General features: G+C 41.9%; 10 protein-coding genes. 7 read left to right on the forward strand and 3 right to left on the reverse strand.

The window, feature by feature from the left end:
• Positions 1–47: 47 nt before the first annotated feature.
• From CWB85_RS18710 to CWB85_RS18720, 3 genes are read right to left on the reverse strand one after another with little or no spacing between them, the layout of a single operon-like run.
• Positions 48–2,501 (reverse strand): ABC transporter permease, encoded by a 2,454-nt coding sequence (locus CWB85_RS18710; RefSeq protein WP_138555693.1) that lies wholly within the window; start codon positions 2,499–2,501, stop codon positions 48–50.
• A gap of 1 nt (position 2,502) precedes the next feature.
• Positions 2,503–3,258, reverse strand: a complete 756-nt coding sequence (locus CWB85_RS18715) for an ABC transporter ATP-binding protein (RefSeq protein ID WP_016709915.1) — start codon at positions 3,256–3,258, stop codon at positions 2,503–2,505.
• Positions 3,255–4,532: an efflux RND transporter periplasmic adaptor subunit gene (locus tag CWB85_RS18720; protein ID WP_138555694.1), complete on the reverse strand. Its 1,278-nt coding sequence runs from the start codon at positions 4,530–4,532 to the stop codon at positions 3,255–3,257. Before CWB85_RS18720 ends, CWB85_RS18715 begins: the two co-directional genes overlap by 4 nt.
• Before the next feature lie 303 nt (positions 4,533–4,835).
• Here CWB85_RS18720 and CWB85_RS18725 point away from each other — a divergent pair, with 303 nt between their 5' ends.
• The 7 genes from CWB85_RS18725 to CWB85_RS18755 all read left to right on the forward strand — a co-directional run bounded on the left by CWB85_RS18725 (position 4,836) and on the right by CWB85_RS18755 (position 13,363).
• Complete coding sequence (locus CWB85_RS18725; RefSeq protein WP_016709917.1) at positions 4,836–6,482, forward strand: methyl-accepting chemotaxis protein; 1,647 nt, start codon at positions 4,836–4,838, stop codon at positions 6,480–6,482.
• 48 nt (positions 6,483–6,530) lie between these two features.
• Positions 6,531–7,265 carry a substrate-binding periplasmic protein gene (locus tag CWB85_RS18730; RefSeq protein ID WP_016709918.1) on the forward strand — a complete coding sequence of 245 codons (735 nt, stop codon included), beginning with the start codon at positions 6,531–6,533 and terminating at the stop codon, positions 7,263–7,265.
• Between the two features lie 202 nt (positions 7,266–7,467).
• On the forward strand, positions 7,468–8,721 hold the full coding sequence (locus CWB85_RS18735; protein WP_138555695.1) for an OprO/OprP family phosphate-selective porin: 1,254 nt from the start codon (positions 7,468–7,470) through the stop codon (positions 8,719–8,721).
• A gap of 81 nt (positions 8,722–8,802) precedes the next feature.
• Positions 8,803–9,705: a Bug family tripartite tricarboxylate transporter substrate binding protein gene (locus tag CWB85_RS18740; RefSeq protein ID WP_374954839.1), complete on the forward strand. Its 903-nt coding sequence runs from the start codon at positions 8,803–8,805 to the stop codon at positions 9,703–9,705.
• Between the two features lie 11 nt (positions 9,706–9,716).
• Positions 9,717–10,184 carry a tripartite tricarboxylate transporter TctB family protein gene (locus CWB85_RS18745; protein WP_016709921.1) on the forward strand — a complete coding sequence of 156 codons (468 nt, stop codon included), beginning with the start codon at positions 9,717–9,719 and terminating at the stop codon, positions 10,182–10,184.
• A 3-nt stretch (positions 10,185–10,187) separates the two neighbouring features.
• On the forward strand, positions 10,188–11,729 hold the full coding sequence (locus CWB85_RS18750; protein ID WP_016709922.1) for a tripartite tricarboxylate transporter permease: 1,542 nt from the start codon (positions 10,188–10,190) through the stop codon (positions 11,727–11,729).
• Between the two features lie 11 nt (positions 11,730–11,740).
• Entirely contained in the window at positions 11,741–13,363 is a 1,623-nt protein-coding gene (locus tag CWB85_RS18755; protein ID WP_016709923.1) for an ATP-binding protein, read from the forward strand.
• Positions 13,364–13,416 lie beyond the last annotated feature (53 nt).

Consider the following 13,416-nt stretch of genomic DNA (forward strand, 5'->3'; position numbering starts at 1 on the left):
GCAAAAGCAAATTACTTTACTTTTGCTTGGTTATCACATCATATTGTTTAATCGTTACGAAGTGCGGCCATAGGTTTGGCTTTAATTAACAACAAGAGTGGCCTAAAGCAGGCGAACATTGCAATAATCAAAGTGATAAACCATGCCATTAGTTGTAAACGCACGTCTAAAATTAACCACGAAATAAGCTGCTCTTGTAACACTAAGTAACCCGCTAATACGGTTGCTAGGGCTAGAATAAAACCAATGAGTACAGGGATAACAGCTTCTTTACTCATGAGTTTAAATAGGCGTGCTTTTTTAGCCCCAAGTGCCATACGAATACCAAATTCATACCGACGTAGACCTAAGTTATAGCTAAGTACGCCAAATATACCTATTGCTGCTAATAATAGAGTAAATAATGCCAAGGTACTACACAGTGCAACGGTTAGGTGGCTCATATACAATAAATCATCGTACTCTTGTTGTAAGTCTCTAAATTGCCATAAGGTTAGGTGACTATTGGCTTTTCTTAATAAACTTAAAACGTGCTTGCTGGTAAGCTCAACACCTTGCTCTGTTTCAATAACAAACATATAGCTGCGAGGTTGTGCAGGCCACCATATGTGTCGGCCAAATGATTCGTCGTAGTATTTAGGGTGGTTAAAATCCTCCGTTATGCCGACAATTTCAAACATTTTGTCTTCTAACCCTCTGTAGCTTTTACCGATAATATTTGTATAGTCTTGATCGGGTAGTAGCCATTTTGCGACACTGATAGATACCAATAGCTCGTTAGTTTCACCGCGAATTGCTTGCTCACTAAAGGTGCGCCCAGCGAGTATTTTTGTACCGACTAAAGCAAAATAATCAGAGCCGACCCATTGGCTTGGGAAGAAGATTGAGCTTTTACCTTCAACATCGGTCAAGCTAGTGGCATTTTGCCTTGGTGTCACAGGGCTATGGCCAAGTGCAACATCTTTAATGCCTTCGCTATTTTGTAATACTTTTTGATACTGCTTAACTTGTTCATAGCGCTCAGCTATTGTTGCATCATTATTAGTTTGAAATAACTGTGCAAAGTACAGGTTTTCAGTGTCGCTACCCAGTGGGCGATTAATGGTGTCGAGCGCTTTGCTAACAATCATAATTGAAAAGCTAACTAATAAAGCGGCCACAAACATTTGTGTGCCAATTAGTATACGCACAGTACGTCCAGACACTTGCGACACGCCGCCTTTGCCACTGTTTTGCATTTGGCTGTTTAAAGTTTTGTAGTTAACTAAACGAGCAGTGATCACTGAGAATATATACGCTAAAGCAATACACATAACTACCGCTATCAGCACCAAATTAGTATCAACAGCCAAGCTGTTCACGAGTGGCAAGCGTCCATCGGCTAATACTTTAAAGAGCCTAATTCCCCAGATAGATAAAAACAGTGCAATACTGACCGATATGCTCATTAAAATAAGAGATTGCAGCAATATACTGTTAAATAACGTTTTACGCTTTGCACCCAGTACAGCTTGTAATGCTAATGTTTTATGTTGCGCTAGAGCCCGGGAGAAGAACAAGGTACTGACGTTTAGTACGGCAATAACGAGTAGCCCTAACGCACCAGCGAGCATCATTAAACTTAATTGGTCATTATTACCCAGCTCAACCTCGCGATACGGTGTAACAACAGGCTTTACATCAGTTATACCGCCATTATTTAGCCACTCAGATTTTATGCTATCAATTTGGGCTTTTAAGTCGGATTTTACTTGCTCGTTAGTGACGCCAGGTTTTAATACTGCAATTAGTTTTAGGTTTCTAAACGTGTTGGTCCACGGGCTTTGCCAGTTATCATTATGGAAAAACCGACGGTCAGAACTAGTTGGATACCAAACTTCAACAGAGCCTGCTTTAATCATATAGGGGGGGCTGAAATTAGCCGCTACAACACCTATTATTATATGCCCATTACCTTCATCTTCGCTGGCTGTTTTTAAGGATTTACCAATTATATCAGGGTCATTATTAAAGTGTTCTTTCCAGAACTTCTCTGAAATGACTACGCTATTATTGGCTTCCTCTATGGTTCCGCCCTTTTTAAAGCCATGTCCGAGTACAAAGGGAGTATGAAGGAGTTCAAAATATTCACCGCCTACATACAGCACATCCTCTTTAGGTTGTCCGTCTAAGTTTGAAAAAACATGTTCAGCGGCATTTATCATAAAGGTGCGCTCAAAGCTTTGATTGTTTTTAAGCCAGTGCACCATCGACTGATAACTTTGAAAGCCAACCGCATCGTAATCGTTATAGGTTAGGCTTTGCTCAACCACCACCATGCGACTTTCATCAAATACATCAAGGGGTTTTAAAAAGTAGCTATTTACTAGGCTTAGTACTACAAATAACGTCGCGAGCGTGAGCGCCAAGGTGGCTACAACGGCGGTAACAAACCCCGGTGCGTTCATCAGTGATGCCCATGCTAAGCGTAATTGGCTGCGTGTTTTAGTTAAACGACTCATGCTAAATTACCTCTGCAGTATCAGCGGGTACGGCGCTTGTATTTTCAGTATGCGCATCTTGGCGTGCTTGCGAATACGAGATGATTTCGCCATCGAGAAGTTTTAGCTGAGTTTTTGCCCGCCCTGCGTAGCGCAAATCATGGGTTACCATACAAATGGTGGTGCCTTTTTGGTTCAGTGCATCAAGTAAGTCCATCACTGCATCGCCGTTTTTAGAGTCGAGGTTACCGGTTGGCTCATCCACTAATAAAATACTGGGTTTACCGGCAAGGGCGCGAGCAATGGCAATACGCTGTTGTTGACCACCAGAGAGTTGATTGGGTTTATGTTGAGCGCGGTGCCCCATTTCAACTTCATCAAGCGCGTGTTTTACTGCACTTTGAATATCGGCTTGGCTCATAGCGGGTTCTCGATAAGTAAGCGGAAGCGCCACGTTATCAAATACCGAGAGTTCATCTATTAAATTAAATGACTGAAAAATAAAGCCAATGTGTAAATTGCGCAGCTCGGCTTGTTGGTCCATATCAAGGGTTTTAGTATCGACGTTTTTAATTAAATATTGTCCCTCGGTAGGGCTGTCGAGTAAGCCAAGTAAAGACAGCAGTGTTGATTTACCACAACCCGATGGGCCGCTAATACAAATATAATCACCTTCATTAATAGTCAGGTCGATGTTTTTTAAAGCATAGGTTTCAACATTTTGGCTGCGATAAACCTTGGCGATGTTCTTTAATGAGATAAGTGTATTGTTGTTCATAAACTTTCCTGTTCGATTTTTATAGTTGCCAAATGCTGCCATTTAGTAAGGTCTGAAATGATCAGCTGTTCGCCCACTGTAGCGCCACTTAAAAGTTGAATTTTATTATCACTGAGTGTACCAAATTCAATATTTATCGGGGCGGCTAAATGAGTGTTGGGGTTAAGTTTAAAAAGCATCGCTTTTGAATGAGCTTTTGCTTTTTGCGGTAATTTGATGGTCAGTGCATTCGCTATTACATCGCTTATAACATGGCCTTCAATGCTTAAGTCGGGGCGAGCATTAGCGGGTAATTCACCAATAAGGTCGAGTTCAATCATCACCCGACCATCACTAACAATGGGGTCAATTCGGGTCACTTTAGCTGCCACTTCACCTTGCTTTGAGTTGCTAAAGGTATTTACGCGAGCATCCATATTGAGTGCAATTTTTTCAGCGTCACTTTGTTTAATACTGAGCTCTGCTTTGAGGGCGCTATCAGACCCCACTACCGCTAAACGGGTCCCTGGAGTGAGATTTTGGCCTAGTTCAACGTTGAGTTCTTGCAGCATGCCATCTATACCCGCAGTGATTTGCAGGTCATCAAAAGCTTGCTGTTGTACCTTATAATTCAACTCAAATTGACGTAATAGTTCTTGTTGGACCTTAATTCTCTGTAAATGCATTTGCGCTAATTGCGCGAGGCGTTTTTGTTCAATCTCAACGCGCTGTTGTAGCTGTTTTACGGTGAGTAAGCTGCGTTTGTAATCAAGGCTTGAGACAATCCCTTGCTCGATTAATTGACTCTCTGCTTCGCTTCTAAGCTGGGCGCTTTCAAGCTCACTTTGTAAAAGGGTGAGGTTAGCTTCGCGCTCTAATAGCTGACTTTGTTGATTGATTTTTTGCTCGCTAAAGCTTGCTTGTTGGCGTGCAAGCTCCAGCCTTGCGACCGATAAACGCTGCGCTTGCAGTGGGTTTACTAAGCTGATAATAACCGTGTCTTTGCTAACACGCGTACCTGGATACACATGGATGGCCTCGACCATTGCAACGTCAGTATTGGTTAAATAACGTTGATATTTGGATTTCAATCGGCCAAATCCTTGCACTTTTACAATAAAATCGGCTTGGCTAACGCTGGCAATCTGTAATTGGCTGGCTGGAATTGTGTGCGGTGAGAACCATTGCACTAAGGCGAAGCTGATAAGCATAGCGCCAATGACGACTAAACCAAAAATGAGCTTTTTGGTTGAGACTGTTTTGTTACTACGTTTTAGCGTGCTGTCTATATCCATGATGTGGTTATTGATTTGTAAAATAGTTATGGAGACTAAAGCGAGTTACATGCCACATTTAATGCATTGAAAATAAAGTATATTTTCATTTTGTTTTTATTGCGGCTTCCCATTAATGGGAATATAAGAAGAAAGCGGGAAAGTAAATCGCATAGTAAAGCGGGTTATTTGTTTAGTAATTCTGTTCATTTTATTTATTTGGAAAAACAACGTTACCAGTCTACCTTTTAACTACACGTTGTATCTCTGGTAATGGGCTGCATGTAATTTTTCTTTAATTGGTTAATTGGTTAAGTGGTATTTATGAATAGCTTATTAAATAATTTAAGTTTCCGCGCTAAGTTTGCTATCCCAGTAGTGGTTGCGCTGGTGATTTTTTCAGTTTTGTCGGGATATGTTTTATATACTTTTCATTCACAACAAAAACTTAATAACTTTATTAGTTTAGAAGTGAGAACGGTTTTAGATAACTTGGAAGATGGTTATCGTGACTTGTTTCAGGTAAAAACGGCTGGTTTGAGTATGGTGTTGGGTCAGGGGGATCTAGAAAACTACCAAGTGCAGAAACAAGAATATGAAGACAATATAGCTCGTGTTGATGCACGTTTATCTAGCCCACTTAATTTAGTGAAATTGGGTTATATCAGCAATATCAATAATGACCGTATTAACAATATTAAAGCCGATGTGGTGATCTGGGCAGATCATTACAAGCAGTTATTTGCTGATCAAACATTTGCTGCGAGCTATTTAGCATCAAATAAACAAGAGATGGAGGTAGTGCTGGGACGTATTAGAAAAAACGTGACAGCAATGCGTGATGAGATCGATGCTAAATTAGCTGATTCTCTAGTATTTAGTGAACAGCAAGAAGCTACTGCGAGCCGAGTTTTACAGGTTGGTATTATCGTTAGCTTTGTTTTATCGATAGCAGCTACTTGGCTACTATCTAAAATCATATTATCACCGATGATAAAAATGCAAAGCGCACTCGAAGATATAGCCTCAGGGGAGGGGGATTTAACGCAGCGACTGCAAATTGAATCAAACGATGAAATGGGTGCACTTGCGAAATCTTTTAATACCTTTATTAGTAAAATCCATACTACGGTATTGGCTGTGGTGAAATCCTCAGAGCAGGTGCGTAGTGAAACACAAAACTTACAAAGTATTACAGCCAGCGTGCTAAGCGAAGCGAGCAATCAACAAGTTGAGAGTGAGCAAGTTGCGGCGGCTGTAAATGAAATGAGTACCACCAGTGACAATGTCAGTCAAAATGCCAATGATGCTGCAGATGCAACGAGTGATGCGAGTAACGACGCGAATGTAGCTAAAGCAACCATAGAAGAAACAATTAATTTAATTAATGATCTAGTGGCGGAGATCACCAACTCAAGTAATGTAATAAATACGTTAGAGCAAGATGTAGCTAACATAGCAACCGTACTGGATGTGATCCGCGGCATTGCTGAACAAACGAATTTACTAGCATTAAATGCTGCCATTGAAGCGGCTCGTGCTGGTGAGCAAGGGCGTGGTTTTGCCGTGGTAGCCGATGAAGTGCGTTCGTTGGCAAGCCGTACTCAAGAAAGTACGGGCGAAATTAACGATATGATAGAAAAGCTGCAATTAGGCACTAACCAAGCTGTTACCGCTATGATGTCGAGCACTGCCAGCGGCCAGAAAACCATTGAGCATTCTCATGGTGCGGCACAATCGGTGCAACGGATCAACGATGCCGTTACTATTATTAATGACATGAACATGCAGATTGCCACAGCGGCTACTGAGCAAAGTCAAGTAAGTGAAGATGTGAACGTGAATGTACAGCGCATTGCAACCTCAAGCGCAACAATGTTAGAGCGAGTTGATCATGCTGAGCGCTCTTGCCAAGCACTATCAGAGCAGTGTGTGCAATTGGATCAATTGGTGAGTAACTTTAAAGTGTAGTCAAAGTATAAGAACGCACGTTTCAATTTATAGATTGATAGGTAGCCTATGATAAAGCTCGTTGTTTGTTGTTGCTTGTTGGTTAGTTATTCATTATTTGCTCAGTGTAATGCGACGCTGAAAATTGCGGTTGTAAACAATTCACCACCTTATAGTTACCTTCAAGGTAGCCAGTATGCAGGAGTCGACGTTGATCTAGCCCGCAAAGCATTACACGCTGTGGGAGTGTGCTTTGAGTTTGTAAAAATGCCGAATGTAGAGCGCGCAAAACGGTATTTAGCGGTGGGAAAAGTGAACATGATGATGGGCATTCAATACACGGACGCATTGAATCGCTCGGCTATTTTCTCATTGAGTTACCGAGATAATGTACAACGGCTGTTTATAAATAAAGCTGAGTTTTTAAAAAAGCGTACTCTGATTGAGTTACTACAATTGCAACCGTTAATTTTATTCGACACTGGTCAATATGCAGGTCCTGAAATTGATTACCTCCGCTTAGAGCCTTCCTTTAGCGATAACTTTCAAAGTGTAGCAACGATGCCGCAGCGACTGATGATGTTGAGCCGTAACTACGGTGATATAAGCATCGAAAACGAGTTAGCTGGTCAATACTTTATTCGTGAACAACAATTAACCACTATTATAATGCACCCTTATTTAGTGCATCGTGACCCCGTTTTTTTTATTTTTAGCCGTAAAAAGCCAATTTTAACACAGGAGCAACGCCAACAGTTTGATCAGTTTTTATTGACTGAAACTGAAAAAACACCACGAAAATAGAATAACACTAATTATATCAACCTCTTATTGTGTTCATATTGGTCATGGTTTTTATGGTCAAAAAGCACGAAACGAACATCAATGAAACTTAACTTCTAAACATTTCGTTAATCAAGCGTTAACACTATGCTCGATGTTAGATAGCAGATTGCAGTAGCTCATCTAAACGACAACAAAATTATACACAGGTGTGGAGAAAATAATGAAAGCAAGTAACACACAATTGGCTTTAGCCATTGCCGCAGCACTAGCAAGTACCTCAGCATTAGCTGCCACTGATACTGAAAAATTACAACAGCAACTGGATGAGCTACAAAAAGAAGTCGACTCAATGAAAGGCAATAAAGCCTTCAACCTAGAATTTGGTGGCCGTTTACAAGTGGATTATAACCACTTTGATGGTGCTTACAACGCCGGCCCTAACCGCTCTGGTGAAGATGCCAGCGACTTTTTTGTACGTCGCGCTCGTTTATATGTTGAAAGTGAGCATGGTGACTGGGATAACAAATTGCTATTAGATTTTGCAGATAACAGTGGTGAAATCGTGATGGCACGTTTGCGTTACAGTGGTTTTGGTAATGGCTTAAAAGTGCAAGTTGGTAAATTGCGTGAAGATATCTCGTTAAACGCGTTAACCAGTTCAAAGCATATTGCCACGATTGAGCGTAGCTCATTGGCAGATAACGTATCGCCTTATTTCCAATGGGGTACATCGGTATACCAGTATTTTAAAGGTACCGGTTTACGTTATGCACTAGGTGTTTATAAAAATGAAGCGTTCGGCGCTAATGGTAACAATAATGATGATGGCTCACTCGCACTGTCACTTACTGGTCGTTTGACGTGGCAAAAAGATCTCGATAATGGTGTTCTTCACTTAGGTAGCTGGTATTCGAAACGTGACATGGGTGGCCGTGTATTAACCGGCGCACTGGCTCGTGGCGAAGTACGTAGTACCAATACACGCTTACTTAACTATGCGGCTGGTGGTGAATTAGTTCGTTTGAATAGCTTTGAGCAAATGGGTCTTGAAGCTGCTTACCAAAACAAAGGTTTTAGCGTTGAAGCCGAATACGCAACTCGCGAGTTAGACACATTAGAAGCAAGTTCAGTTCTTAATGGTGAGCGCTTTGATGCTTACGCTGTCACGGCAAGCTACTTTCTTGATGGTTCGCAAAAAAGCTACTCGAAAGGTAGTGCGGTTTTTTCTCAACCTAAAGGTATTAAAAATGCGTGGGAATTGGTAGCACGCGTAAGTGGTGCCGATGCCACCAGTGACTTCCAGGGTACTGAAGTAACAACCTATACCGCAGGTGCAAACTATTACTACTCTTCACAAATTAAGTTTATGGCCAATGTGATCTACTCCGAAGTTGAGGGTCCTGGTGCTGTTGATCTGATTGGCGATGAAGATGATGGGTTAGGCCTTGCAGCACGTATTCAGTATTTATTTTAGGGGTAAGTTTTTATGAAACTATTTAAATCATTTAAAACCACAGTACTGGCGGCATCGCTAGTATTAAGCAGCCCATTTGCGATGGCTGATATTCACTTTTTAGTACCAGGTGGTCCGGGTGGTGGTTGGGATACAACAGCGCGTGGCGTTGGCGAAGGTTTAGTGAAATCGGGTATTGAGGACAATGCTTCATTCCAAAATATGTCTGGCGGCGGCGGTGGCCGTGCAATCGCCTACTTGATTGAGTCTGGTACTAAAAAAGGCGATATTTTGATGGTTAACTCAACACCCATCGTGTTGCGTGCATTAACCGGTAAAATTCCTTACAGCTACCGAGATCTAACACCCGTTGCCAGCATGATCGCCGATTATGGTGCATTCGTGGTACGTAACGATTCACCATATAAAACATGGCAAGATGTGGTTGCCGCCATGAAGGATGACCCAAGCTCTGTAAAAGTGGCGGGTGGCTCGGCACGTGGCAGCATGGATCATTTAGTTGCAGCACAAGCAGTTAAAGCCGCGGGTATTGATGGTCGTCGCCTTCGCTATATCCCTTATGATGCGGGTGGTAAAGCAAAAGCCGGCTTGTTATCGGGCGAAGTTAACCTACTTTCAACGGGTTTAAGTGAAGCGTTAGAAGTGGCCAATGGCGGCCAAGCACGTATTCTAGCGGTCACATCGGGTGAAGCATTACCGGATTACCCAGAAATTCCAACGCTTAAATCATTAGGTTATGACATGGAGTTTATTAACTGGCGTGGCTTTTTTGCCGCACCTAACTTACCTGCTGACAAACTTGCACAATACACCGAGAAGTTACGTAAGTTACAAACGACTCCTGAGTGGGAAGTTGTGCGTGCACGTAATGGTTGGTTAAACCTATTTCAAGAAAAAGATCAATTTATAAAGTCACTTGAGCAGCAAGAAGCACAGCTTAAAGTTGTTATGGAAGAACTCGGCTTTATTCGTACGTTACGTTAATCGAGGCTCTGATGTTGAATCGCGAATTACTAGGGCCAAGTTTATTCTTGGCGCTATTTACACTATACGCCATTGTTGCATGGCAAATTCCATTACTCCCATTTGAAGAGTATGAAACCGTTACCTCCGCCACTTTACCTAAAGTATATGCGGCATTCGGTATTATCGTTTGCTTACTTTCAATTGGAGCTACTTTACTTAAACCAACAGAAAAAACAAATGCGGATGATGTACTTGAAAAATCACATGTATTAAGAACATTTGGCTTGCTGATATTAATGGTGTTGTACAGCGCAATGCTTGAACCAATTGGCTTTTTAATATCAACCAGTGTGTTTTTATTAGTGGGTTTTTTTGTTATGGGAGAACGTCGCAAGAAGATTTTATTGCTGGCTTCTATTCCTGTTGCGGTAGTGTTTTGGTTCTTAATGACCCAAGTGCTCGGTATTTATTTGGTTCCTGGCAACCTGTGGAGTTAAGTTATGTTTGATGGAATTATGTTGGGTTTGTCGACCGTACTCGACTGGAACAACCTGTTGTATGTGATAGTAGGTTGTTTTGTTGGTACTTTTATTGGCATGCTACCGGGCTTGGGCCCTATTACAGCAATCGCATTAATGATCCCAATTACTTATAGCATCGGTGCCGATTCAGGCATGATCTTAATGGCTGGGGTTTATTATGGTGCAATTTTTGGCGGTTCAACCTCATCTATATTGATCAATGCCCCAGGGGTTGCAGGCACGGTTGCCTCCTCCTTTGACGGTTACCCGCTTGCTAAGCAAGGTCATGCTGGTAAAGCATTGGCGATTGCTGCGTACGCTTCCTTTATAGGCGGAACAGTGGGCGCTATTTTATTGATGGTTGCTGCACCTTTGTTGGCAAAAGTATCACTGAGCTTTCAATCCCCTGACTATGTCGTACTGATGTTTTTAGGTTTAACAGCGATTGCTGCTTTTTCGAATAAAGGACAATTTTTAAAAGCCATGATGATGACAGTGTTTGGTTTAATGCTTGCAACCGTCGGTATTGATCCATCATCTGGTACAGAGCGATTTACTTTTGGCCAAGCGGATTTACTTGATGGTATTAGCTTTTTACTCGTGGCAATGGCAACCTTTGCCTTAGCTGAGGCGTTAATCAATGTTGTGCGCCCAGAGAAAAAAGAAGTGAAGAGCATTAATGATTCAGATACCCCACAAATTGGTTCAACTAAACTGACTAAAGCAGAAGTGAAAGAGATGGCACCTACGGTGGGTCGTTCATCTATCCTTGGCTTTATTATTGGCGTGTTGCCGGGTGCCGGTGCAACCATTGCTAGCTTTATGGCGTATGCAACTGAGCGCAACTTAGCCCCTAAAGGCTTAAAAGAGAAGTTTGGTAAAGGGTCATTACGTGGTTTAGCAGCCCCTGAGTCTGCTAATAATGCAGCTTGTACAGGTTCGTTCGTACCACTATTAACGTTAGGTATTCCCGGTTCTGGCACTACAGCGATTATGTTAGGTGCATTAATTGCTTATGGTATTCAACCAGGTCCGATGTTGATGCAAGAAAACCCAAGTGTGTTTTGGGCGGTTATCGTTAGCATGTATTTTGGTAATATCGTATTGCTGATTTTGAACTTACCGTTGATCCCATATTTTGCAAAAGTATTAGCGATGCCAAAATCAGTGCTCACTATTATGATTTTGTTCTTCAGCTTAATAGGGGTGTATTTAGTCTCCTTTAATACTTTTGATTTATTTATGATGGTTGGGTTTGCTGTTGTAGCGCTGGTATTACGCTTGCTGGCTTTCCCAATGGCACCATTGCTACTAGGCTTTATTTTAGGTGATATGATTGAACGTAACTTCCGTCGCTCAATGATGATCTCTGATGGTTCATTAAGTTTCTTATGGGAACGTCCATTGACCTTGAGTATTTTTGTAATCTCAATCGTGGTGTTGTTATTTCCATTAAAAGACTTTATAACTCAGCGCCGAGCAGATAAAGTGGCTCTGAAAGAGAAACAAGAGCATGCTTAATTGAGGTAATCATGAGCAACACCAAGAAGCAAAACCCGTTACAAAGCATGGTTAAAAGACCCAAGCGTTTAGAAACGCGACTCATAATTTGGGTAACAGGACTATGTGTATTGCAAGCGGTGTTGTTTGGCGGCTTGGTGTATCAAATTACTGCACAAAGTTTACATAATCACATCGGTGATAAGGCACTTGCTGTAGCGACTAGTATTGCATCAAGCGATGAGGTTGTGAAGGCGTTAAAAAATCCCAGTAACTTGGTGGCAATTAACCAAGAAATAGAAAATCTGCGTCAGCTTACTGACGCAGATTTTATTGTTATTGGCGATAAAAATGCCCATCGGATTGCCCACCCTGATAGTAATAAACTGGGTAAGCGGATGGTTGGCGGCGATAGCCAAGCGGCGTTAAGAGGTGAGCGTTATATCTCAGTGGCACAAGGCAGCTTAGGTGAATCTATTCGCGGTAAAGTGCCAGTTTATGATGAACAGCAAAACATTATAGGTTTAGTATCGGTTGGCTTTTTAGTGCAGTCGGTTGAGCCGTTGATCAGAGCGCGCATTGTCGAAATTATGATCTGGGGTTTGCTGTTAGTGGCGTTGAGTATTATTGCCGCTATTTTTATCGGACAGCGAGTACGCAATGCCATTTTTGGTTTGCAACCTGATGAAATTGCACGGTTGTTTTCAGAGCAAGATGCCATTTTAAATACTATGCGCAGCGGCGTGATAGCGCTTGATCCTGATGGTCGCGTGCGAAAGCTAACTCAGCGAGCCTGTGAAATTTTAGATAAACCAGCGGCCTGTAGCAATAAATCACTCACGCTTAAAGATTTACTACCAGAGCATGCTGAATTTTTACTGCGTAACCAACGCCGAAAAATGGTTGGCTTTGAACTATTTGCAGCGGATAAGCGCTTAGTGCTTTCGCGTTTTTCATTGCAAGTGCAAGGACAGGCCGATGGTATTTTACTGACCCTGCGTCCTGCAGATGAGCTTGAATACTTAAGCCAACAACTTACTAAAGTACAAGCCTTTGCAGAGCTTTTAAGAGTGCAAACACATGATTATTCGAACAAGCTAAACTTAATTGGTGCGCTTATTCAGATGGGTAAAAATGAGCAAGCAATCGAATTAATTGGTCAAGAAAGTCAAGGTTCACAAGCGCAGATCCACCACTTGCTAGAGCGCATTCAAGATCCTGTTCTAGCCGGTTTATTAGTCGGTAAATATCATAAAGCACGTGAGTTAAATGTAGTGCTTGAGCTAAATCCAGATAGCTTACTCGGTGCGATAGAGCGGACCGAAATGTTAGAACGGGTAGTGTCAATATTAGGGAATTTAATTGATAATGCCATTGATGCAGCGATCAGAGCCAGTGAAGAACGCACGCCTTATGTACGAGTAACCGTGGATGAAACCAGTCAAACTTTATTGTTTGATGTAGAAGACAGTGGCTTCGGTTTGGGCAGTGATCACGAGGTAATTTTTACCCCGCAATATAGTTCTAAAAGCGGTGCAGAACATGGTATTGGGTTATATTTAGTAAAAACTAATTTGGACTCCTGTGGTGGCAGTTTAGAAATTGGTGAGTCAGATTTAAAAGGCGCTCGACTGAGCGTCTATATTCCTAAGTAACAGCAAGTTATTTAGGGTGATAAGCTGCGACGAAGCAAATTATAACAAAAGTA

The sequence above is a fragment of the Pseudoalteromonas sp. S1727 genome (assembly GCF_005886375.1).
In the GTDB taxonomy this organism is placed as follows: Bacteria; Pseudomonadota; Gammaproteobacteria; order Enterobacterales; family Alteromonadaceae; genus Pseudoalteromonas; species Pseudoalteromonas haloplanktis.